This window comes from Thalassospira sp. MIT121401 (assembly GCF_047125595.1).
Classification (GTDB): Bacteria; Pseudomonadota; Alphaproteobacteria; order Rhodospirillales; family Thalassospiraceae; genus Thalassospira; species Thalassospira povalilytica.
In genome coordinates this window covers 2,995,443-3,017,836 of record NZ_CP138926.1, presented here as the reverse complement: position 1 = coordinate 3,017,836, position 22,394 = coordinate 2,995,443, and the positions used below count along the sequence as shown (strand labels likewise).

Genomic DNA, 22,394 nt, shown 5'->3' with positions numbered 1-22,394 from the left:
GGCACAAAAGATTGCCCCGATAGCGGGAAAAATCGGTCCCCGAGACAGCTGTAAAGTCGTGAAAAGACTGGAAAGAATGCAACAAGTCGCGGCTTAGGCCGCGTCGTTGTCTTTTTTGGCCGGAATGGCTTTTTCACGTGCGGCATGCTTCTGGACATACATCGCCTGATCGGCGGCGCGAATCAGGTCCGAAATGTCACTTTTGGCATTATAAACCGTGTAGCCAAAGCTTGCCTTGATCGCCAATGCCTTTCCCTGCCAGATCAGCGGGAATCGCACGGTTGCCTGTTGAAGCTGTGCAATGCGTTTCTGGGCTGCTTCCGGGCTGCTTCCGGTCATCAGAATGGCGAATTCATCCCCGCCAAACCGTGCGACAAAGTCATCGGAACGGGTATGGGTACGCAAATTCTGTCCGAAATGGCGCAAAACAGCATCACCGGCGGCATGACCATGTTCGTCATTGATTTCCTTGAACCCGTCAAGGTCGGCAATCACCATCAGGCCGCGTTCGGCAGTGCGCGCTGCGCGTGCCAATGCTTCGCGGGTACGCCGCATGAAGCCACGGCGGTTATAAAGGCCGGTCAACTCGTCGGTTTCGACCATCAGTTCAAGTTGACGAATGCGGTTCTGCTGCTGATCCAGGCGGTTTTGCATATCACGCGCCAGATCAACAAGAGTCGACAGAGCATTACTTTGCTCGGTAACCTCACTGGCGCGATTGTTAATCGCGGTCTGCTGCTGAAAATCAGCGGCAAGTTCCATGAGCAATTCTATCTGCGACTTTTCCATGTGCCGTCTTGTAATCAATGACATTGGATGGTGAAACCCTTAAAAGGATGTCTATCGTTGTATCGTTGATCGCGTTACAAGAACCTTAACGTGGCACGAAAGAATTTGTGTCCAAAGAGAATCGTTCACGCACAGGAGAACGACCGATGCAAAACCGGTTGATGGTTGGGTTTACTAAGAAAATTGTGGTAATTGGCATTGCGCTGGCGCTGTCTGCATGCTCATTCCTGCAAAAAGATAATTTTACCGTTGTTGGTGAAATTACGGATCACGGCAACGAATGTGTGACTTTCCGTGCCGAAGATGGAACGCTTTATGCGCTTGCCAACAAGGCAAGCCGATTCCGTCCGGGGGACAAGGTCCGTGTAACCGGACATATGGCATTGATGACGACCTGTACCGAAGCAACGACCCTGATCGTTGACAAGATCGTCATGCTGTCGCCAGGAAACTGAGCCGCAAAAAATCAGAATATTGTGCTAACCATTGGTGCCTGCGATCGCTTTTGATCGCTCAGCGATGGGATGCAAAGCAATCGGTGCCGTCAGCTTTCAGCTGGCGGCATTGTTGTTTGGCGCCATCAAAGGTGGCAAAGCCGGTCAGTTGAAGCCGGTGATAAACCCCTTTAACGCCAAGATTGGCAGTGACGATCTGTTTGGTGTGCGATTTTGACAGGGTGGGGTAACGCACCAGGAAACTTGCCCAGTAACTTTCAGCCGAAATCGTGTCACGAAAAGCACCCAGCTGGATCAGATAACGCCCGTTTGGATCATGCTTTGCCGTTTCAGGCGGCGTCACGGCCGGTTGCGCGGCGCGTGTTGCAACAACCGTATCTATAACCGGCTTTGCAGGAGCCGTCGTCGCTGTTTGGTGGCTGGTTGCCACGGGTGCGGGGGGAACGGTGTTGTTTGTTGCCGCCGGTGGCTTGGCCATGACGGTGGTGGCTGCTGGCGTCGGCTTGTCGGGTGTTTTACGGACTGTCGCCGGGCGCGCTCTGCTTGGCGTTGTGCCGGTAAGTTCTTGATAATACTGATTGGCAAGTGACGGGATGTCCGCGTCATCAATGACGGTATCACTGGCCGGGATCGTTCCCGGAAGCAGGCTGAGCGGTTGATTACGCAAGACCGGTTGTGATGCATGGGCGGGAAGATCATTCGGGATGATGTCCGTCCCGGTTGGGAATTCGGTCATTTCGCTGGTTTGTGCTGCTACGTCGGAAATGACAGCGACATTCAAGGCCAGCAACGCAACCAGACCAATCAAAGAAAAAAGACCACCCCGCCGATCAAAATTGCCAGCAGCATGCGGCATGGCTGCCACATTGTCTGGCTGATCGTGGAGTGGTCCTTTCATTGTTACATCTCCGCGCGCGGGGGATAGGCATACCGGTCACGCAATATCTGGTCATTCCTGCGCAGACGTTCCATGGCTTTGCCATAGACGCTGTCTTCCGGATACTGGCTGTCCGGACGATCGCCGGATGGCATGCCGGTCAGAAGTTCGACCGCGTCATTGATGTGTTCGACGGTCCAGATATTGAACTTGCCCTGGCGGATTGCCTGAACGACTTCTTCGCGCAGGACCACATTTTCAGCATTGGCCTGCGGAATGATTACGCCCTGATCCCCGGTGAAGCCTTGATCGGCACAAATGCGATAGAACCCTTCGATCTTGTGCGAAATACCGCCAACCGGCTGCGCTTCGCCGAACTGGTTCATCGATCCGGTGATGCCGATATTCTGGCGCATCGGAACGTGCGAGATTGCCGATATGATGGCACACAGCTCAGCCATTGATGCCGAATCGCCCTCGATGCCGCCATAGTTCTGTTCGAACGTGACATTACAGGCAAAGGAAAGCGGGAAGTCCTGGGCAAAGCGCGATTTCAGGAACCCTTCAATCGTCATGACCGACTTCTGTTGCAGCGGACCTGACATATCGACCATGCGTTCGATATTGAGAACCCCGAGACTGCCGACATAAGACCGTGCCGACACACGGGCCGGAAGCCCAAAGGCATGATCCCCATAATCCAGGACGGTCAATGCATTGACCTGCCCAACAACCGCGCCATAGCTGTCAATCAGGATTTCGCGGCGCTGGACCCGTTCGTGCGATTTGTCTTCCAGACGAGAATTGCGGTGACGGCGTTCCTCGATGGCGCGTCTGACGTCGGCTGCACGGATGCTTTCGCGACCATCGGCCTTGGCAAGGGCCCCGGCCTCGATCGCGACATCTTCAACCCGTTCGATCTGGGCGGTCAGTTTGTCGCGTTCACCCGCCCAGCGCGCGGCCTGACCCAAAAGCTGGCGGATTGCACCGTTATCGACCGGAATGCCCGACCGGGCGAGGGCGGACTCGCGCAACAAGCCGGTATAGATCGATATGTTGCGGCCAGCGGCTGGCATATCCGCATCAATGTCGGCCTTGACCCGGAAATGGTTTCGAAAATCGACATCGAGCGAAAAGAACGTGTAATAGAATTTCGGCGCGCCAACGATCACGACCTTAAGGTCAAGCGGGATCGGGCGCGGTTCGGGGGCACCCGCCGTCGGGGCGCCGCCCTTGTGGGTTTCCTCGATGCGGATTTCGCGGTCACGCAGGGCTGCCTTCAGGAACCCCCAGCATTCTTCATGTTCAAGCAGGCTTTCCGCACGTAGAACCAGAACGCCGCCATTGGCACGATGAAGCGCGCCCGGCTTGATCAGGCTGAAATGCGGATGCATGCCGCCGCCCATCGGGCGGTACTGAATTTGCCCGAAAAGATTGTCGTAGCTTGGGCTTGGTTCAAGAACGACATCGGGATGGGTATCGCGCGAATGATCAATCAGAAGATTGACCGCATAGCGATCATCGACGGTTTCCGGGATCTTGCCATCGCCGCTTTCGATGGCGGGCTGATCGCTGGCTTCTTCGAACGCGTCGATATTATCAAGGATGTCTTTTTCAAGCGCTTCGAACCACGCCTTAAGACCCGGGCTTGTGAACTTGTCGCGCAGCTTTTTGATGCGCGGTTTCAAAACGACTTTGGCGGCACTGCGACGCAGACTGTCGAGTGTATCGGCAATCTGTTCTTCAAGGTCGCGGGTTGAAAGAAGGGTTTTACGGGCTTCTTCGGCGACCTCTTCAAAGGCGTCTTCTGCCTCGTTTCGGCGTTCCTTGGGGATTTCATCAAGGGATACCGGTTCGCCGTCTTCGTTCAGGGCGACGATCATCACGCCTTTTTCGTTTTCCTGAACATCCAGTCCCCGTTCACGGGCATATTCACGCAGCGCATCGAATTTTTCGCGCAGCTGGGTGCGGGCTTCTTCGGTCTGGGTCTGGGTTTCGGTCAGATGGGCCGGGGCGTTAAAGGCCGACGCAAATGCTTCGCGCAGATGAGAAATCAGGGTTTCCATCGCAGACAAAAGCTTGCGACCTTCGCCCGCGGGCAGGGCATAGGGACGCGGACGGTTGGTGCGCGAAAAATTGTTCAGATAAACCCAGTCATCCGGGGCTGAACGTTCTTCCATGGCCTTGTTCAGATAATCAAGGGTCGCGGTCATGCGGCCCGCGCGATCCAGACCAAGAACAAAGATGTTAAAGCCCGGCTCGGACATGGAAAGTCCGAATTTCAGGGCCTCTGCGGCACGGTAGTGCGATGAAAAATCAAAGATTTTCGGATGCTGGTCTTTATGAGGGCTGCGAATACGGAAATGCGGAAAACCGCAATCTTCTGCGTCAAGGCGGGAAACTGGCATCTGCTGACTTTCTGCTGCCCAAGATAACAAATCATCGGGGCAATTTGCGCCCCGCAGCATATCTTGGAAGCAAGGCAATCACGTGGTCAAGCGTTGCGTGCGGAAATTGTTGAAATGGCGACAGGAAACCCGAAACCACCCGGCTGTTGCCGCGCGATAGTGCCGCCTGCAAACGTCATCGAAGCCATGATGATGGAACAAGAACCGGTGTCCGGGCCCTAGATCACAGCAGCATTGCCGAAGTCGCTGCTTTTGAGCAGCCGGTCGACAATCTGCACGCCGCGACGCAACCGTTCGGCGGATCGTTCAGCCCCGAAACACAAACGCAACCCGCGTGGCACATGGCCAACAGAAAACTGTTGGGCTGCGGTCAAAAGAACGCCGCTATTGGCGGCATTCATGACAAGCTCACCCGGATCAATATGATCGGGCAGTTCAAGCCAGATATGATAGTTGGTCGGGTGGAAGCGGACGTCATATCCCTTAAGGGTTCCAAGAATGACCGCCAGGCGCTGGGCGGCTTCATTGCGGTGCCAGGCTTCGTATTGGGCAAGGCTGCCATCCATGATCATGCGAGTGACCAGTTCCAGATTGATGGTCGATACCATCCAGCAGGTCGATCGAATGGCGCTGGCGAGTTTGCCGATCATTTCGCCGGGGGCATGGATATATCCAACCCGCAAACCGCCGCCGATGCTTTTGGATACGCCATCAAGATAGATGCTGCGTTCCGGGGCAAAGCACGACAGGGGCGGCGGTGCGTCCGGATCAAGGAAATGGTAAATGCCGTCTTCAATCAGTGTCAGATCATATTTGCGCAGGATTTCGGCGATTTCGATCCGGCGTTGCTGATCCATGGTGCTGCAAAGCGGATTGTGCAGGGTCGGCATCAGGTAAATTGCGCGCGGACTTTGCGTGCGACAGATATTTTCAAGGGCCTCGGGAAGGATGCCCTGATCATCCATGGCGACACCGCGCAGACGGAATTGCAGCAAATTGGCCAAACTGCGCAGGTTCGGATAGGTCAGTTCTTCGCATAAAACAAGATCGCCGGGGCGAACTGTTGCCAGAAGCGATACGGTCATGCCGTGCTGGACACCCGCGGTCGGCAGGACGCGTTCGGGGTTGTCATCAAGTCCAACCCGACCGGCGGCGTGGGCCAATGCTTCGCGCTGGTGGGCAACCCCGTATTCCGATTTATAGGACACCATATCGTCAATCGGCATGGTGCCGGCAATTTCAAGCAATGTCTGACGAATGTGACCTTCCTGCGGGGGCAGGGGGCAATTCATTCGAAAATTGATCGGCCCGGTGTCTTCGCTGTCATCAGATGCACCATGGGCAAAGGCCGGTTTGCGGCCCATCTGGGCAAGGTTGTTGGTAAAAGCCATCGGGATAGGCGCAGTTGCGGCCATGTCGAGTTCGGACTGAATGTTATCAAGAATATAGGTCCCGCGTCCGACTTCGCCGGCGACAAGTCCCAATCTTTCCGCTTCGCGGTAGGACCGCGTAATCGTGCCGACCGTCACGCCCAGATGATAGGCGAGGTCGCGGTGGGTTGGCAGTCGGTCACCCGGTTTAAGGGAGCCATCCTTGACTGCTTCGCGAATGGCCTGCGCGATCTGTCGATAAACAGGACCGCCGGCTTCTGAAAGGTTGGGGAGCCACATTGTCATGGTGACAATGTTTAAATTGACACAATGACAATGTCAATGACAAAACAATATCGAGACAATTAACCGATAGGAGATGGGGATGGTAAATTGTAACGATACAATCCAGCTTCCCGATATTCATGTCACTGATCGCGCATTGACCAAGGGCAAGCAGGGCAACAAGCCTGTGACCTGGCGCGCGGCAATGGCTGGTATTGCAATCTCTGCTATCGAGTTTGTTGCGCGTCTGCAATCGCGTGCGCGCAACCGTCATGCGATACAATTGCTTGACGATCATATGCTTAAGGATGTCGGGCTGTCGCGTGCAGACATTGACACCGAACTGTCAAAGCCATTCTGGAACGGGTTACCACCGCGCGGCTAGCCACCCCGCGCGTGACGGAGGCGCGTGCTCCCATCGTGCCTCCGTCCGGTTCCGGGATCGATGTTCGGGTCAATTGTCTTTATCTGTCGAATTCAGGGATACAATGTGAATGTTCAGTCTGACCGAATTGCGTGATGCAGCCGCATTTGTTCATAATTTTGTTGCGCCGACCCCGACAATCCATTGGCCGCTTCTTGATCGGGCGACGGGATTGTCCCTGTATGTCAAACATGAAAACCATACCCGGCTGGGCGCGTTTAAAATTCGCGGTGGTTTGACTTTTTGCCGGTATCTGGGGCGGCTGCCCGATACTGCGCGCGGTATTGTTTCGGCAACGCGGGGCAATCACGGACAAAGTCTTGCCCATGCGGCCAGTCGTTTCGGAATGGCGGCAACCATTATTGTTCCGCACGGCAATTCTGTTGAAAAGAATGCGGCCATGCGCGCCTGGGGGGCCGAGGTGATCGAGCATGGCGACGATTTTCAGGCCGCAGCAGAATTTGCACATAGCTATGCCGCAAGCGAAGGGGCGGTCATGGTTCCGCCTTTCCATCCGGAACTTGTGCGTGGTGTTGCTTCCTATGGGCTGGAACTGTTTGACGATATAAAGGGGCTTGATCGCGTTTACGTTCCCGTTGGAATGGGATCGGGGATCTGTTCGCTGATTGCGGTGCGCGATGCGTTGGGCCTTGATACGGAAATTGTCGGGGTGGTTGCCTGTGGCGCAGACGCCGTGCGTCGGTCTTTTCTGGCCGGAAAGGTGATCAATACACCCGTTGCTGATACATTTGCCGATGGTGTGGCATGTCGAAGTCCAGACCCCAGGGTGATTGAAATCATCACAAAGGGGGCAGCCGACATTGTTGCCGTCAGTGATGATCAGATCGCAGATGCCATGCGTCTTTATTTCAGTTGCTGTCACACACTGGCCGAGGGGGCCGGTGCGGTGCCGCTGGCCGCGGCAATTGCCGAACGTGATCGCAATATTGGCAAAAAAGTCGCCCTTGTCCTGACCGGAGCCAATATCGACCGGGCCGACTTTGCCCGCATCCTTTCGGGAGACGAAAGATGACCTATCGTTCAAATCGTGCGCCACTCAGCCCCACTGAGGACGCGCGTCATCTCATGTTTGATGACCTTGAAAAGCTTGGTCGTATCCTGGTGGAAACCGGTGATGCCGCCCATGGCTTTATTCAGGGGGCGGATGACATGGATGTGACCTGTCGCGATTTCTCTGCTTTTGACCCCTCGCGCCCCTTATCAAGGCAGGGAAGCGGCACGCTTGATGCGTTGCGGGCAGCCAAGGAAGAAATTCTGCCGCTGCTCGCCGCATCAATCGGACCCCGTTATCTTGGATTTGTTACCGGCGGTACCACCCCGGCGGCCCTTGTCGGCGACTGGCTGGCATCCGCGGTCGATCAGAATGCGACCGGGCCGGAAGGATCGGTCAATGCCGCCGTCGAGGAACAGGTCATCAACTGGCTGTGTGATATCGGCAATCTGCCCCGTGCCCGGTTTGATGGTGTGCTGACCACCGGGGCAACGGTTTCCAATCTTTTGGGATTGGTTACGGCCCGGCAATGGTGCGGCGAGCAGGTCGGTGTCAATATTGATGCGGATGGTGCGTCGGTTTTGCCCGATCTTGCGATCTTAGCGGCAAGTCCGCATGCCAGCATGATCAAGGACCTGTCGATAACCGGGATTGGTCGAAGCAGTTTTATCAAGGTTGCCACACTGCCGGGGACCGAGGAAACCGATCTTTCTGACCTTAGTGCAAAGCTTGAAGCCAGCGACGCGCGCGCAAAGATTGTCATTGCCTCGGCCGGGACCGTCAATGCCACTGATTTTGATGACTTGAATGCGATTGCCGATTTGTGTGCGGCATTTGGGGCATGGTTGCATGTTGATGCCGCATTCGGTTTCTTTGCCGCACTTGATGATCGCAGGGCACATTTTCTGTCCGGTTTGGACCGTGCGGATTCCATAACGTCTGACGGGCATAAATGGCTGAATGTGCCCTATGATTGCGGGATATTCCTGACGCGACATATTTCGGTATTGGAAACCTGCTGCCGTGCCTTTGCCCCGTATCTTGAGACCAAGGCAATCGGCAACAGCTATATCAATCGGGGCGTCGAAAATTCCCGACGGTTTCGGGCCTTGCCGCTTTGGATGACGATGATGGCCTACGGCATTGACGGAATGGCGGCTGTCATCCGGGCCAATTGCGATCAGGCGGCCGATCTGGCCATGTGGGTGCGCACGCATGAAAAACTTGAGTTGCTGCGCGAACCGAAACTCAATGTCACGATGTTCGCATCCGTTGGCAGCGATGATGATAATCGTGCCTTGCTTGACCGGATCAATGCGGGCGCGAAGACCTTTTTGACACCGACGATTTATGGCGGGCGGTTCGGTTTCCGCGCGGCCTTTTCAAACTGGCGGACGCAGGATCACGATCTTGCCATCGTCAAGCAAGCAATCGAGATGGCTCTTTGATCCGAATTTCTCTAGGTTCGGATAACATGAGAAAAGCAGAACTTTCCGTCTTCAGGATACCAAGATATGACCACCCAGACTTTGCCGATCTATCAGATTGATGCCTTTACCGACATGCTGTTTGCCGGCAACCCGGCGGCGGTTGTTCCCTTGTCGGGTTGGCTTGCCGATGATGTTTTGCAGAAAATCGCCATGGAAAACAATCTGTCGGAAACCGCATTCTTTGTTCCGTGTGATGACAAGGATGAAGCCGATTTTCACATCCGCTGGTTTACCCCGACGGTGGAGGTGCCGCTTTGCGGGCATGCAACCCTTGCCAGCGCGTTTGTGATTTTCAACCATCTTGGTTTCAAGTCGGATTTGCTCAAACTGCAAAGCAAAAGCGGTATTTTGACGGCCCGGCGCGATCATGATGCGATCGTCCTCGACTTTCCCAAACAACCGATCAAGGCCAATGAAATTCCGCAAGATGTGCTGACGGCGCTTGGTGGTGCCAAACCGGTTGAATCCTATGTCGTTGCCAGTCGTGACACCGATATTGTTGCCGTCTATGACAATGCAAAAACCGTGCGGGACATGGCGCCCGACATGTCGGTGCTTGGCCGCCTGACCGGACGCGGGGTGATCGTGACGGCACCGGGGGACAAGACCGGGCTTGATATGATTTCACGCTTTTTCGTGCCGGCGATCGGGATCAATGAGGACCCGGTGACGGGCTATATGCATTGTGTGGTGGCCCCTTATTGGTCAGGCAAGCTTGGTCAGGCCGATGTCGTCGGATATCAGGCATCGGCACGCGGCGGGGTTGTTGCATGCAAGGTTGCGGGCGACCGGGTCGAACTGAAGGGCGAGGCCGTCTTGTATCTTAAGGGTGAAATTGTCGTGCCGGCGTAAAATGCGGCATTCAGTTTCAAGGCACGGGGCGGGCAACAGGATTGTTGTCCGCTTTTTGTTTGCGAAAACCATATGGAAAACGGCGGTTTTTCATTGGCCGGTTCGTACCGATTAATCCGCATTGAACCGCCGCGACGCTGTTTTTTTATTGACCGGCCCATAGGGCTTTCGTCTAAGTAAAGGCAAAATACGATGAATGCGGGCAGGGCGCAGGGATAAAATTCCGTGCCTGAAACCGCAAAGGGTGCTGGTTTTACAGGGGTAGATTTATCGTGATCGAAAGTGTTGTCGCCAGTTCTGCGACGCCAATGCAGATGTGGGTGGTCCTGGCACTTGTGGCCGGGTCGCTTGTCCTGTACGGGCTTGAGCGCATTTCGCTTGAACTGACCAGCATGGCGCTGATTGCGACCCTGTTGCTGTTTTTCGAATTCTTCCCGCTGCTTGACAGCAATGGTGAAAACCTGCTGGGTGCGGACACGATTATGTCCGGCTTTGCCAACCCGGCATTGTTGACGGTTCTGTCCCTGCTTGTTGTCGGGCAGGGGATGGTACTTACCGGTGGTGTCAGTTATATCGCCGGCCTGATCACCGAACATGGCGGCAAGAACGCAGCCGTTGCGATTTTTATCGGCTTGTTTGTGGTTATGCTGATGTCGGCATTCCTGAACAATACGCCGGTTGTTGTTATCTTTATCCCGATCATTCAGGCCCTGGCAGAGCGGATTGAACGTTCGCCAAGCGCCCTTATGATCCCGCTTTCCTATGCCGCCATTCTGGGCGGGATGACCACCCTGATCGGTTCGTCAACCAACCTTCTGGTTTCCAGTTCCCTGATCGAACTGGGCATGCCGGGGCTGGAATTCTTTGAATTCACGACGGTTGGCAGTGTTCTGGCGATTACCGGTTTTGTCTATGTTCTGTTCATTGCGCCGCGCCTTTTGCCAGCCCTGGCATCAATGCGCAGCAAGCTTGCCAATCCGGACAGCAGCGGCAAACAGTTCATTGCCCAGATCACGGTCGGCCCGGCATCGCAAATGATCGGAACCCGTCCGGTTGCGGGCTTCTTCAAAAACCTGCCCAACATCACCATTCAAATGATCGTGCGTCGCGAACATGCCGAATTGCCGCCATTTGAAAGTGATATGGAAATTCAGGCGGGCGATGTTCTGGTTGTTGCGGCGACGCGAAAGGCGCTGACAGAGGCCCTTCAGAAGGACCCGGGGCTTCTGCATGCCGATGCTGCTGCCGTCAGTGGCGATGGCGAAGAAACGCCACAGAAATCGACCCAGCTTCTTGCCGAAGTTATGTTGCCGCCCGGTTCGCGTCTGATCGGGTTTAACCTTGAACAGATCGGTTTCCGCTATCAGTACAAATGTCTTGTTCTGGGCATTCAGCGCCGTTCGCGCATGATCCGTACCCAAATGACGGAAATCCGCCTTGAGGCCGGGGACGTCTTGCTGGTGCAGGGGCGTTCCGAAGATGTCGAGGCACTTCGTACCATTCGTGATGTGGTGTTGCTGGAATGGTCGACGCGCACCTTGCCGCGTCCGTTCCATGCCCGCCGCGCAGCAACCATTTTCCTTGGTGTGATTGCGCTTGCCGCGACCGGCATTGTTCCGATCATGGTTTCAAGCTTCATCGGTGCGGGGCTTATGATTGCATCCGGGGCGCTCAATTTGCGGCAGGCATCGCGCGCGATTGATCGCAAGATCGTGCTGCTGGTTGCAGCAGCATTGGCGTTGGGCAATGCGTTGCAATTGACTGGCGGGGCGGAATTCGTTGCCGATCAGTTGTTGACGGTGACGCGCGGGGCCCCGGCACCGGTCATCCTGTCATTGTTCTTCCTGATTGTGGCGGCCTTTACCAATGTGCTGTCGAACAATGCATGTGCTGTTCTGTTTACCCCGATTGGAATCGGAATGGCCCAGCAACTTGGCGTGCCGCCGCATGTCTTTGCAATTGCCGTGGTGATGGCGGCGAACTGTTCGTTTGCATCGCCTGTCGGCTATCAAACCAACCTGCTTGTCATGGGGCCGGGGCATTACCGGTTTATCGATTTCCTTAAGGCCGGAACGCCGTTGATTGTGTTGCTTTGGATTGCGTTCAGCCTGTTTGCGCCGTGGTATTACGACATCCCGTTTTGATCGGGTTTTGATCCCGTATGGGCAATCAGCCCATGATGATTTTCAGAGAATGGCCAGCCATGCAAAATTGGCTGGCTTGTCTGTGTCGAAGGCGTTTGACTTTTGCCTTTGTGTCAATAGGATCAGCCCCCTAATTTGATCGGGAATGATCCGGCCGGATCGTTCCAGCTGCTCAGGAATATGCCGATGGCTCAAACTGCCGAGAATACCGCTTTCGCAAAGCCCGCACTTCGCCCTGCAAGCCCGAACTTTTCGTCGGGTCCGTGCAAAAAGCGTCCTGGCTGGTCTGCATCTGCGCTTGAAACGGAAATTCTTGGGCGTTCCCATCGCTCCAAACTGGGCAAACAGCGTCTTGAAGAAGTCATTGACCGTTCACGCGCCGTTCTGAACCTGCCTGATGACTATCTGTTGGGCGTCGTCCCGGCATCTGATACCGGTGCGGTCGAGATGGCGCTTTGGTCGCTTTTGGGCGCACGCGGTGTCGATATGCTGGCGTGGGAAAGTTTCGGCGCGACCTGGGTCACGGATGTGGTCAAGCAGCTTAAACTTGATGATGTCCGCACCCTTGATGCCGATTATGGCAAGCTGCCCGATCTTGGTTCTGTCGATTTTGATCGTGATGTTGTCTTTACCTGGAATGGTACGACCGCCGGTGTGTGTGTTCCAAACGGGGACTGGATCGCAGATGACCGCAAGGGCCTGACCATTTGTGATGCGACGTCGGCGATTTTTGCCATGGAATTGCCGTGGGACAAGCTCGATGTCGTGACCTATAGCTGGCAGAAAGTTCTGGGCGGTGAGGGCGGCCATGGTGTGATCATCCTGAGCCCGCGGGCCGTTGCGCGCCTCGAAAGCCATACGCCGGCATGGCCGATGCCCAAAATCTTCCGCATGACCAAGGGCGGCAAGCTGATTGATGGCATTTTCCGCGGTGAAACGATCAATACTCCGTCGATGCTGGTTGTCGAAGATGCGATCGACGCCCTGAAATGGGCAGAAGACATTGGTGGCCTTGATGGTCTGTTGGCGCGTACCCGCGAAAACCGCGCCCATCTTGACGCCTGGCTTGCGACCAGTGACTGGGCTGCCGATCTTGCCGAGGACCCGGCAACCGCATCAAACACATCGATGTGCATCAAGATTGTCGATCCTTGGGCACTGGCATTGCCCGCAGATCAGCAGGCAGCACTGCCGAAAAAGATTTCCCAGCTGCTTGAGGCGGAAAATGTCGCCCTTGATATCAATGGCTATCGCGACGCGCCGGCTGGCCTGCGGATTTGGGGTGGTGCGACCGTGGAACCAAGCGATATCAAGGCACTTTTGCCGTGGCTTGATTGGGCTTATGCGGTGGTAAAAGCGGAATTTTCCGCTGCCTGAGAAACATTTCGTACGTATTATTTGCGTTTTTGGGGTTTTCCCCGTTGCCCTGTCCGGCACAACGCGGTAGTAACCGCTACCGGATAGTGAGCCTTGAGTAATCCTTGGGGCATTATCGAGCCTGATTGAATTTGCGCGCCTCGTCCGGGAAAGCACACAAAATGACCGAACTCGCCAGGAAAGCACTTTTGCCCGCCGGCCTGCAGGATGTCCTGCCGGGAACCGCCGCGCGGGAAGCCGAAATCCGCGAAAAGCTGATGGCCAGTCTGGCGCATGCAGGCTATGACCGTGTGAAAACGCCGCTGGTCGAGTTTGAAGAAAGCCTGCTCGAAGGGGCAGCACCGGAACTGGCAACCCAGACCTTCCGTCTTATGGATCCTGAATCGCGCCGAATGATGGGGCTGCGTTCGGACATGACCCCGCAGGTCGGTCGTATTGCCGCCACCCGTCTTGGCGATGCGCCGCGGCCGTTGCGTTTGTCCTATTCCGGGGATGTGTTGCGGATCAAGGGATCGCACCTGCGCCCGGAACGTCAGTTCGCACAGGTTGGTGCGGAACTTATTGGCGTTTCGAGTGCCGCAGCCGATACCGAGATTGTTCTGCTGGCGCTTGAAGCACTTGAAACCATTGGTCTTGCCGATGTCTCGGTTGACCTGAACCTGCCGACATTGCCCGTACGCCTGTTTGATGCATTCGGTGTGTCGCGTGATGATCGCGAAGCCCTGACCGAGGCGCTTGAACGTCGCGACGTCGCGGCCCTTCGCGTGATGGATGGCAAGGTTACCGATGTGCTTGTTGCCTTGCTTGAGGCGGCCGGTCCGGCGACAACGGCATTGCCAAAGCTTAAAAAACTCGAACTGCCGTTGGGCGCATCCGAGGAACTTTATCGTCTGATCGATGTTGCGGAACGCATTCTGGCGTCTGATCTTGATGCAGCCCTGACCATTGATCCGGTTGAAATGGCCGGTTTCCGTTATCAGACCGGTGTCAGCTTTACCCTGTTTGCCCGCAATGTCCGTGGTGAGATCGGGCGTGGCGGCCGTTACCGGGCCGGTGGCGCATCGGGTGAAGCAGCGACCGGCATGTCGCTTTATATGGATAGTATTTTGCGTGGACTTCCGGATGCGAAACCGGTGGAACGGGTTTACCTTCCGCTTGGTACCCCGCAGCGAGAAGCCCGCAAATTGCGTGCCGAAGGCCATTACACGGTTGCTGCCCTTGAAGGTGCTGCCGAGGCCAAAACAGAAGACGGTGCGCGCGTCGAAGCGCGCCGCATGGGCTGTGATTACATTTATCTTGGCGGCCAGGTCGTGCCGCTGAACGCTTAGGGTCTGGACCCTAACTGAACGAACTTTTTATCGCGCAAGGAGTTTTGCGATGACCAATGTTGCCGTGATCGGTTCCCAGTGGGGGGACGAAGGTAAAGGCAAGATCGTCGACTGGCTGTCCGAACGGGCCGATGTCGTTGTGCGTTTCCAGGGTGGTCATAACGCCGGTCATACTTTGGTGATCGATGGCGTGACCTATAAACTCAGCCTGCTGCCGTCCGGCATTGTTCGCCAGAACAAGCTGTCTGTAATCGGCAACGGCGTTGTTGTTGATCCTTGGGCGTTGCTTGCCGAAATCGGCCGCCTGAAAGAGCAGGGTGTGGATATCACCCCGGAAAACCTGCGTCTGGCGGAAAACGCCTGCCTGATCCTGCCGCTGCATGGCAATCTGGATCGTGCACGCGAAGCAGCGGCATCGGGTGACAACAAGATCGGCACCACCGGTCGCGGTATCGGCCCGGCTTATGAAGACCGTGTTGGTCGTCGTGCGATCCGCGTTGGTGATCTGGCTGATGTTGATCTGCTTGAGGCAAAGGTTGAAAACCTTCTGACCCACCATAACGCGCTTCTGCGTGGTCTGGGCCAGCCGGAAGTCGACGGCGCAGAGCTTCTTGCTCAGCTTAAGGAAATCGCGCCGAAAATCCTGCCGTTCTCTGACACCGTCTGGAAATCGCTGAACCAGTTCAAGGAAGCTGGCAAGCGTATCCTTTTTGAAGGTGCCCAGGGCACGATGCTTGACATTGATCACGGTACTTATCCGTTCGTGACCTCGTCAAATACGGTATCGGGTCAAGCTGCTGCCGGTTCCGGCATGGGCCCGTCCGGTGTCGGTTATGTTCTTGGTATCACCAAGGCCTATACCACCCGCGTCGGCGAAGGTCCGTTCCCGTCCGAGCTGTTTGATGCAGATGGCGAACGTCTTGGCGAACGTGGCCGTGAATTCGGCGTTGTGACCGGCCGTAAACGCCGTTGTGGCTGGTTTGATGCCGCTCTGGTGCGCCAGTCGGTCAAGGTCAACGGCATCACCGGTATCGCACTGACCAAGCTTGACGTGCTTGACGGTTTTGATGAAATCAAGATCTGCACCGGCTATGACATTGACGGAAAGATCTATGATCATCTTCCGGCCAACCAGCGCCTTCAGGCCAAGGCAAAGCCGGTTTATGAAACCATCGAAGGCTGGTCGGAAACGACCATGGGCGCACGCAGCTGGGCCGATCTTCCGGCAGCAGCCATCAAATATGTTCGCCGCATCGAAGAACTGATCGAAGCGCCGGTGGCATTGCTGTCAACCAGCCCGGAACGTGATGACACCATTCTGGTTCACGACCCGTTCAGCGCCTGATACAGGGTTTGTGCATCGCACAGCAAAAGCCACCAGTTCCGACTGGTGGCTTTTTTCGTTTTGTCTGAATGTGTTGTCGCATGCAGGCCCGGTGTGCCGGTCTTATAACAGCTTGCTCGTGTGGCGTATCAGAAGTATCGTTTTATCAACCTTTTGACGGTAGCGTACTGAATGTCGCGTCAGGATGACGGTTCATCAGATCATGCGCGTCACCAAATAACGATAACTCGTAAAGAAATATCGGGATCATGGCAGAGCAAGCAGAAGACCAGGAACAGGAAGTTTCGAGCGGTGCTGCGCGAGAACCAGTGATGGATGCGCCGGGCGGCGGTGCGCCTGCACCTGAAGAACCCGATGATGCCAATCCCGAAGCCAGCCCGGAAAATGTCGAGTTTTCAACCGGCGGCAAAAGCATCGAAATCGGCAATTTTCGGGTTTTTCTTGATCTGCGTATGCCGGAATTTGATATGGGCCCGTGCAAGGCCTATTCCGCTGATAATTTACGCCGCGATGAAGGCAGTGCGTTTGCGGTTGTTGCCGACCCGGCCTTGCCAACCCGTCAGGAACATATCAACTTTCTGACCGGTATGCATATGGCAGGGCAGATTGACCTGCTTGACAGCGAGATTGCCTATTGGCCGCCATTCGGGCGCAACACCATGGTGTTGTTCTATGAAAAGCCCGCTGGCGGTCGTGTCGTCACTGGTGAAAGCAAAAAGGCGACCATCGACGAACACGAAATCGGCACAGTGGTCATCGAACCGCTTATGGGTGTGTTGCAGTCCTTTGGCGAAAAAAATCTGGCACATCGCAATATTCGTGCGGGCAATCTGTTTTATGCCGACCCGTTGCGCCAGAAAGTCGTTCTGGGGGATTGTGCCGCGACACCGCCGGGCTATGCCCAGCCGCTTGTCTATGAAACAACCGCCAGAATGAGCGCCGATGCCGCAGGTCGCGGATCGGGTACCATCATGGACGATCTGTATGCCCTGGGCATGACATTGGCGGAACTCGGGATCGGTCACCGTCCGCTCAGCAAACTGGGCGATCAGGAGATCATGGATCTCAAACTGGCAAAGGGATCGTTTCAGGCAATTGCATCACAGGAAAGATTGCCACTGGTTCTGATCGAACCGGTTCGCGGATTGCTTTGTGATGATCCCGAAGAACGCTGGGGCTTTGCCGAACTGAATGCATGGCTGGACGGTCGCCGGACCAAGCCGGTACAGGCCAATAGCGAAAAACGCGCCGCACGATCCCAGAACCTGTCGGGGCGTGACTACTATACCGTGCGTTCCCTTGCCCAAGGAATGGCAAAGAACTGGGTCAGTGCACTTGCGCCATTGCGCGACGGCACGATCGAGATTTGGCTGCGGCGCGGTCTTGGCGACAATGATCGGGCCAAGGCACTTGCAGATGCCATGCGGCAGTTGCAATGGGCAGGCGCGGACAAGCGTGCGGCCGAGGATGTTCTGGTCGCACGTGCTATCCTGATCATGGACCATCAGGGACCGGTCCGGTTCAAGGGTTTTTCGGCCATGGTCGATGGTCTTGGATATATGTTGTCCTATGACGTGCAGCATGGACGTGGCCCACAGCGATTTGCCGATGTGATCGTCCGCGATATTCCGGCCTACTGGTTTGGCCGCCAGGAAGGCTTCAGCCCGGAAATTCAAAAGCTTCAGCAGGTATATAAAAACCTGCGCTATTACGTTCAGCAACAAAGTGCAGGTTATGGCTATGAGCGTTGTCTTTATGCGCTTGTGCGTAACCAGCATTGCCTGAGCCCGATGATCGAACAGGAATATGTTGTTGAAATTTCGCAACTTCTTCCGGCGCTCGAAAAGGCAGCGGAAAGTGCGTCTGAAGACAGCTGGCCGGTCGATCGCCATATTGCTGCTTTCATCGCCACCCGTCTTGAAGATGATATCGAAGGCCAGTTGCTGGCCATGCAAAACCCGTCTGACGAGGTCGAATACAGCCGCGCCATCATCAGTATGCTGGCGATTGTGCAATGGCGTCACGGACCGGACAATTTGCAAAATCTGTCGCACTGGGTGGCGCGGCTTATGGAACCGGCCATCAAGGTATTCCACAGCAAGGCGCGTCGGGAACGGGTTGAAACCGAAATCCCGAAACTGGCCAAGCGCGGCAATCTGGTGGAGCTTTACAACCTGATCAATGATGAACAGGAACGCCGCAAGGATCAGTCCGAATTTGTCGAGGCCGTGGCTGAATATTCCGAAGCCGAAAGCGAGGTTTTCGACCTTGAATCGTCGGGGCCGGCGCGATTGGAACTTGCGGAAAAAGTCGGTCAGCAGGCCGCAGCATTCGCATCAACCATGATCGCGCTGCTGACGGTATCGGCACTGTTCTTGATGCATATCTTTTAAGGGATCGACATGGCAAAAGGTAAAAGCACCAAAAAGGGCGGCCGCAGCGCATTTTCCGGTTTGTCCGTGGTTGCATCTGCTGTGCTGCTATTCATGGTCGCCCTGCCGACCTTTGTGACATTGGTGGTCGGCTTGTTGCCGTCGCTGGTCGCGTTCATTTTTGATCGCAGTCCGGGCCGGACCATGGCGCGCTGTGTGTTTGGTCTGAATTTTTCCGGTGTCGCACCCTATATCCTTGAACTGTGGCAAGTGCCGTCGCAAACAGTGGGCGGTGCGACCCAGCAGATCTTTCAGCCACTGGCATTATCAATCATGTACGGGGCGGCGGGCCTTGGCTGGTTGCTGTATCTTGCGATGCCGCCGATCGTTGCCAATGTGCTTAATCTTTCTGCCCAGCGCCGGGTAGGGGAGCTTCGCAAAAAGCAGCGTGCCCTGATCAAAACCTGGGGCGACAGCCTGATCAAGGAAGTCGACCGGTCCGGGAACTGATCATGCCATGATGTTTTGTTCCGATTTACATCATCGATGACATAAAAAACGGCGGACAATTTGTCCGCCGTAGTTCGTTGCAAGGGGGAAGAGGGCTGGTAAGCACCCTTAGTGTGGCAGATCGCTGTGGATCGATTTGCGGACTTTTTCAAAGGCCCGGACTTCGATCTGCCGAATGCGTTCGCGTGAAATACCATAGGCGACACTGAGGTTTTCCAGAGTAACCGGGCTTTCAAGCAGGCGACGCTGGGTCAGAATGTCACGCTCGCGATCGTTAAGATGCGACATGGCACTTTTAAGCATATTCATCCGTTGCAGGAATTCTTCACGTTTGCCGTAAAGGGTTTCCTGGTCTTCGTCGTCGCTTTCGATCCAGTCGACCCATTCACCATCGCCGTCAACACGGACAGGTGCATTGAGCGAATGATCAGGACCGGCAAGGCGACGGTTCATCATAATCACGTCATCTTCGGAAACATTCAGCTTGGTCGCGATGAGTTCGACCTGTTCTGGTAACAGATCCCCTTCATCAATCGCCTGCATCTGGCTTTTGAGTTTGCGAAGATTAAAGAACAATTTCTTCTGCGCGGCCGTGGTGCCCATTTTCACAAGCGACCAGGAATGCAGGATGTATTCCTGAATGGCTGCGCGGATCCACCACATGGCGTAGGTTGCAAGCCGGAAACCCTTGTCAGGGTCAAAACGTTTGACAGATTGCAGCAGGCCCACGTTGCCTTCGGAAATCAATTCATTCAAAGGCAGACCATAGCCGCGATAGCTCATGGCAATCTTGGCAACCAGTCGCAGATGGCTTGTGATCAGTTTTTCCGCCGACTTGTCACAATCGTTGTCGCGGAAATTGCATGCGTACGTCGTTTCCTGTTCGGGGGTAAGCATCGGGTAACGTCGGATACGCTGCAAATATACAGTCAGACCATCCTGAGAGATTACTGGCAGAGCATTTCCCTGTTTCATTGAAGCCTCCCGTTATGCTTCGATCAAGTGCTGTTATCCCCTAGCACTGACTAAACCTTATACGAGGGTATTAGATGGCGTCAATTATTTTTTGACCATAAAGTTTAATCTATACTATCCCTTGGGATAGGTTCAGGCTCTCAATCAATGCGTTCAAGTCGTCGGGAAGGGGGGCTGTTGTCGATATATATTCCCCGGTGCGAGGGTGAATAAATCCCAGAGTTCTGGCGTGTAGAGCCTGTTTGTTGAATGCGTTCAGAAGTTCTTGCGTCTCCAAGTTGCACTTCTGTGAATTTTTATTCCTGCCGTAAACTGGATCACACACAAGTGAGTGGCCGATATGGGTCATATGCACCCGAATTTGGTGGGTTCGGCCGGTCGCAAGACGGCATTCAACCAGAGATGCTAACGAGTCGTCTCTGAACTGAAGTGTTTTGTAGTGGGTTAGTGCATATTTTCCGCCGGTTCTAAGAACCGTCATTTTCTTACGGTTGCGCGGACTTCTGCCGATATTGCCTTCGATATCACCGGCAAGCGGACGCGGAACACCCCACACAACCGCAAGGTACGCCCGATCGATATTTTCCTTGTCCTCGGAAAACAGGGTCGAAAGGGCACGGTGGGCCGTATCGTTTTTGGCAACGACCATCGCGCCGCTGGTATCCTTGTCCAGTCGGTGGACGATGCCGGGTCGCTTGACCCCGCCAATCCCCGAAAGACTATCGCCGCAATGGGCCAGAAGCGCATTGACCAGCGTACCGCTTTCATTTCCGGCTGCTGGATGGACAACCATCCCCGCCGGTTTGTTGATCACCAAAAGGTCATCATCTTCATAGAGGACATCAAGTTTGATATTTTCGGCAATCGGCTCGGCCGGTTCAGCGGGCGGAATGACAAGTTCAAACACGTCATCCTGCTTGACCTTGGCCGACATCTTGCGCGCGACGTCACCATTCATGCGCAGATGACCATCTTCGATCAATGCCTTGATGCGGGATCGGGACTGATCCGGCCAGGCCACAGCCAGCACCTTGTCAAGGCGCGCACCTTCGTCCTGGGCAGTTGCAATATAGCGGAGTTGTTCTGGCATCTGGTCGCTACTGGTCATCAATGTCTTGCAGTCTGATTTCGATATGCAGTGTAACAGGTTATGCTTTGTGCTGGCAGCTTGTAGCTGTTTTATGCCCGATTGCAATGAAATGCCGTCATGATCCCGGGGATGAGGCCGCCTCGTGTGCGCGCCGGAATACGGAAACCATCAAAAGGAGCGATCCAATACACAGGGCACGACAAAGGGCGCGGCCCGTTTATGTTGTGATCTTGCAATTGTTGGTGCTTGCAGCTATGGCCTTGGGATGTGTTTTGCGTGATCGGGGCAGTTGACCGGCCATGCTGATGTCAAACAGATGGGTTGGTTGGAAACAAGATGCGTGTAGTTAAGGCCTTGGTTGTGTTCATGGGGGTGCTGATCGTGATCGGCATCGGGCTTGTTGCCTATGGGCTGTCGCTTGATAAAAATGCCAAGGAAGCAGATAGCACTGATACGGGGCAGGCGCCTTCGGTTCCGATCGCAGGCCTTGAAAACGGCCCGCAGGCGGCGACCGGACTTTCCGGTGCACCCGTCATCCCGGATTTTGGTGACATCACTATCGATGTTGCACCTGGTGAAGTGCTGGTCGCTTATTCCGTTCAGGGAACACAGGCAATCCTGCATATCGAAGGCCCGGACGGACTTGGTGCGCGTCTTGTGATTGTGTCGCTGACCGATAAAAAGGTCCTTGGTCGTATTATTTTGAATGCTGACGGCCAATAGGGTTCGCGCAGGCGATCAGACAGGCCAACAAGTGCAGGACAAACAGGATAGCGGCAGCATGACAAATCAGAAAGCCTGCGACACCGGCGATCATTCGGCTGTCATTCTGTCTGCTGACCTGCATCAGGAAATGTGCAATCTGGCCGCAATGCAATGGCCGGAAGAATGCTGTGGGCTTCTTGTTGCGTCAAAGCAGACACCAAACCGGATCCGTCGGGTGGTGGCAGCACGCAATGTTGCCGATGATCCGCTCAGAACCTTTGAAATTGATCCGCAAACCCTGATTGATACCTATCGTCTGGCCCGTCAAAGCGGTGACGAGGTGGTGGGCTGCTTTCATTCGCATCCAAATGGCAGTGTCTTGCCCTCAACAACGGATCGTGGTCGTGCCGATGTGGACGGTTTTTTGTGGCTGATAATTGCCACTGACAATTCCGGGGTTCTGGACAGCCGCATGTATCGCGCACATCATCAGAAGCCGACAAACGGGCAGGACGGCGATGTTATTCGCTATTTCCGGCGATGTGTTCTGACGGATGGCAACCCGTCGTGATTTATGCAACCGGCA

General features: G+C 55.1%; 19 protein-coding genes. 13 read left to right on the top strand and 6 right to left on the bottom strand.

Features of this window, described 5'->3' with window-relative positions:
• Positions 1-93: 93 nt before the first annotated feature.
• Positions 94-789 carry a GGDEF domain-containing protein gene (locus tag SIB88_RS13900; RefSeq protein ID WP_101246074.1) on the bottom strand — a complete coding sequence of 232 codons (696 nt, stop codon included), beginning with the start codon at positions 787-789 and terminating at the stop codon, positions 94-96.
• Between the two features lie 161 nt (positions 790-950).
• Here SIB88_RS13900 and SIB88_RS13895 point away from each other — a divergent pair, with 161 nt between their 5' ends.
• Positions 951-1,244 carry a DUF5818 domain-containing protein gene (locus SIB88_RS13895; RefSeq protein WP_412558299.1) on the top strand — a complete coding sequence of 98 codons (294 nt, stop codon included), beginning with the start codon at positions 951-953 and terminating at the stop codon, positions 1,242-1,244.
• Between the two features lie 58 nt (positions 1,245-1,302).
• On the opposite strand, the gene SIB88_RS13890 is transcribed toward SIB88_RS13895, so the two are convergent.
• The 3 genes from SIB88_RS13890 to SIB88_RS13880 form a co-directional block, all read right to left on the bottom strand.
• Positions 1,303-2,142, bottom strand: coding sequence for an SPOR domain-containing protein (locus tag SIB88_RS13890; protein WP_412558298.1), 840 nt, complete (start codon positions 2,140-2,142; stop codon positions 1,303-1,305).
• 2 nt (positions 2,143-2,144) lie between these two features.
• Positions 2,145-4,529, bottom strand: a complete 2,385-nt coding sequence (locus SIB88_RS13885) for a Lon protease family protein (RefSeq protein ID WP_206927483.1) — start codon at positions 4,527-4,529, stop codon at positions 2,145-2,147.
• 218 nt (positions 4,530-4,747) lie between these two features.
• Entirely contained in the window at positions 4,748-6,205 is a 1,458-nt protein-coding gene (locus SIB88_RS13880; RefSeq protein ID WP_412558297.1) for a PLP-dependent aminotransferase family protein, read from the bottom strand.
• A gap of 79 nt (positions 6,206-6,284) precedes the next feature.
• Here SIB88_RS13880 and SIB88_RS13875 point away from each other — a divergent pair, with 79 nt between their 5' ends.
• From SIB88_RS13875 to SIB88_RS13830, 10 genes are all read left to right on the top strand, one after another.
• Positions 6,285-6,569, top strand: coding sequence for a DUF1127 domain-containing protein (locus tag SIB88_RS13875; RefSeq protein ID WP_101246434.1), 285 nt, complete (start codon positions 6,285-6,287; stop codon positions 6,567-6,569).
• 109 nt (positions 6,570-6,678) lie between these two features.
• The gene (locus SIB88_RS13870) at positions 6,679-7,641 is read left to right on the top strand and encodes a threonine dehydratase (RefSeq protein WP_412558296.1); all 963 of its coding nucleotides are present in this window, start codon (positions 6,679-6,681) and stop codon (positions 7,639-7,641) included.
• Positions 7,638-9,068 (top strand): pyridoxal phosphate-dependent decarboxylase family protein, encoded by a 1,431-nt coding sequence (locus tag SIB88_RS13865; RefSeq protein ID WP_412558295.1) that lies wholly within the window; start codon positions 7,638-7,640, stop codon positions 9,066-9,068. The genes SIB88_RS13870 and SIB88_RS13865 overlap by 4 nt, the downstream gene beginning before the upstream one ends.
• Positions 9,069-9,134: 66 nt before the next feature.
• On the top strand, positions 9,135-9,962 hold the full coding sequence (locus SIB88_RS13860) for a PhzF family phenazine biosynthesis protein (protein WP_412558294.1): 828 nt from the start codon (positions 9,135-9,137) through the stop codon (positions 9,960-9,962).
• Positions 9,963-10,234: 272 nt separating this feature from the next.
• Complete coding sequence (locus SIB88_RS13855; protein ID WP_412558293.1) at positions 10,235-12,106, top strand: SLC13 family permease; 1,872 nt, start codon at positions 10,235-10,237, stop codon at positions 12,104-12,106.
• A gap of 186 nt (positions 12,107-12,292) precedes the next feature.
• The gene (locus SIB88_RS13850) at positions 12,293-13,483 is read left to right on the top strand and encodes a phosphoserine transaminase (protein ID WP_412558292.1); all 1,191 of its coding nucleotides are present in this window, start codon (positions 12,293-12,295) and stop codon (positions 13,481-13,483) included.
• 161 nt (positions 13,484-13,644) lie between these two features.
• The gene (locus SIB88_RS13845; RefSeq protein WP_068519338.1) at positions 13,645-14,811 is read left to right on the top strand and encodes an ATP phosphoribosyltransferase regulatory subunit; all 1,167 of its coding nucleotides are present in this window, start codon (positions 13,645-13,647) and stop codon (positions 14,809-14,811) included.
• A gap of 49 nt (positions 14,812-14,860) precedes the next feature.
• A complete protein-coding gene (locus SIB88_RS13840) occupies positions 14,861-16,156 on the top strand; it encodes an adenylosuccinate synthase (RefSeq protein ID WP_068519339.1) in 1,296 nt (431 codons plus the stop codon).
• Between the two features lie 248 nt (positions 16,157-16,404).
• A complete protein-coding gene (locus tag SIB88_RS13835; protein WP_412558291.1) occupies positions 16,405-18,549 on the top strand; it encodes a protein kinase family protein in 2,145 nt (714 codons plus the stop codon).
• A 9-nt stretch (positions 18,550-18,558) separates the two neighbouring features.
• Positions 18,559-19,038: a hypothetical protein gene (locus tag SIB88_RS13830; protein WP_101246082.1), complete on the top strand. Its 480-nt coding sequence runs from the start codon at positions 18,559-18,561 to the stop codon at positions 19,036-19,038.
• Positions 19,039-19,146: 108 nt separating this feature from the next.
• Here SIB88_RS13830 and rpoH read toward each other — a convergent pair whose 3' ends face one another.
• Together rpoH and SIB88_RS13820 are read right to left on the bottom strand one after the other, a co-directional pair.
• Positions 19,147-20,013 (bottom strand): RNA polymerase sigma factor RpoH, encoded by an 867-nt coding sequence (gene rpoH / locus SIB88_RS13825; protein ID WP_068519342.1) that lies wholly within the window; start codon positions 20,011-20,013, stop codon positions 19,147-19,149.
• Between the two features lie 109 nt (positions 20,014-20,122).
• Entirely contained in the window at positions 20,123-21,121 is a 999-nt protein-coding gene (locus SIB88_RS13820) for an RluA family pseudouridine synthase (RefSeq protein ID WP_412558290.1), read from the bottom strand.
• A 318-nt stretch (positions 21,122-21,439) separates the two neighbouring features.
• Here SIB88_RS13820 and SIB88_RS13815 point away from each other — a divergent pair, with 318 nt between their 5' ends.
• The gene (locus SIB88_RS13815) at positions 21,440-21,826 is read left to right on the top strand and encodes a hypothetical protein (RefSeq protein ID WP_412558289.1); all 387 of its coding nucleotides are present in this window, start codon (positions 21,440-21,442) and stop codon (positions 21,824-21,826) included.
• Between the two features lie 58 nt (positions 21,827-21,884).
• Positions 21,885-22,379, top strand: coding sequence for a Mov34/MPN/PAD-1 family protein (locus tag SIB88_RS13810; RefSeq protein WP_170310150.1), 495 nt, complete (start codon positions 21,885-21,887; stop codon positions 22,377-22,379).
• Positions 22,380-22,394 lie beyond the last annotated feature (15 nt).

Coding starts and splice junctions, on each gene's coding strand:
- SIB88_RS13900 (WP_101246074.1), bottom strand. CDS start 789: ATGGAAAAGTCGCAGATAGAATTGCTCATGGAACTTGCCGCTGATTTT.
- SIB88_RS13895 (WP_412558299.1), top strand. CDS start 951: ATGGTTGGGTTTACTAAGAAAATTGTGGTAATTGGCATTGCGCTGGCG.
- SIB88_RS13890 (WP_412558298.1), bottom strand. CDS start 2,142: ATGAAAGGACCACTCCACGATCAGCCAGACAATGTGGCAGCCATGCCG.
- SIB88_RS13885 (WP_206927483.1), bottom strand. CDS start 4,529: ATGCCAGTTTCCCGCCTTGACGCAGAAGATTGCGGTTTTCCGCATTTC.
- SIB88_RS13880 (WP_412558297.1), bottom strand. CDS start 6,205: ATGACAATGTGGCTCCCCAACCTTTCAGAAGCCGGCGGTCCTGTTTAT.
- SIB88_RS13875 (WP_101246434.1), top strand. CDS start 6,285: ATGGTAAATTGTAACGATACAATCCAGCTTCCCGATATTCATGTCACT.
- SIB88_RS13870 (WP_412558296.1), top strand. CDS start 6,679: ATGTTCAGTCTGACCGAATTGCGTGATGCAGCCGCATTTGTTCATAAT.
- SIB88_RS13865 (WP_412558295.1), top strand. CDS start 7,638: ATGACCTATCGTTCAAATCGTGCGCCACTCAGCCCCACTGAGGACGCG.
- SIB88_RS13860 (WP_412558294.1), top strand. CDS start 9,135: ATGACCACCCAGACTTTGCCGATCTATCAGATTGATGCCTTTACCGAC.
- SIB88_RS13850 (WP_412558292.1), top strand. CDS start 12,293: ATGGCTCAAACTGCCGAGAATACCGCTTTCGCAAAGCCCGCACTTCGC.
- SIB88_RS13845 (WP_068519338.1), top strand. CDS start 13,645: ATGACCGAACTCGCCAGGAAAGCACTTTTGCCCGCCGGCCTGCAGGAT.
- SIB88_RS13840 (WP_068519339.1), top strand. CDS start 14,861: ATGACCAATGTTGCCGTGATCGGTTCCCAGTGGGGGGACGAAGGTAAA.
- SIB88_RS13835 (WP_412558291.1), top strand. CDS start 16,405: ATGGCAGAGCAAGCAGAAGACCAGGAACAGGAAGTTTCGAGCGGTGCT.
- SIB88_RS13830 (WP_101246082.1), top strand. CDS start 18,559: ATGGCAAAAGGTAAAAGCACCAAAAAGGGCGGCCGCAGCGCATTTTCC.
- rpoH (WP_068519342.1), bottom strand. CDS start 20,013: ATGAAACAGGGAAATGCTCTGCCAGTAATCTCTCAGGATGGTCTGACT.
- SIB88_RS13820 (WP_412558290.1), bottom strand. CDS start 21,121: ATGACCAGTAGCGACCAGATGCCAGAACAACTCCGCTATATTGCAACT.
- SIB88_RS13815 (WP_412558289.1), top strand. CDS start 21,440: ATGCGTGTAGTTAAGGCCTTGGTTGTGTTCATGGGGGTGCTGATCGTG.
- SIB88_RS13810 (WP_170310150.1), top strand. CDS start 21,885: ATGACAAATCAGAAAGCCTGCGACACCGGCGATCATTCGGCTGTCATT.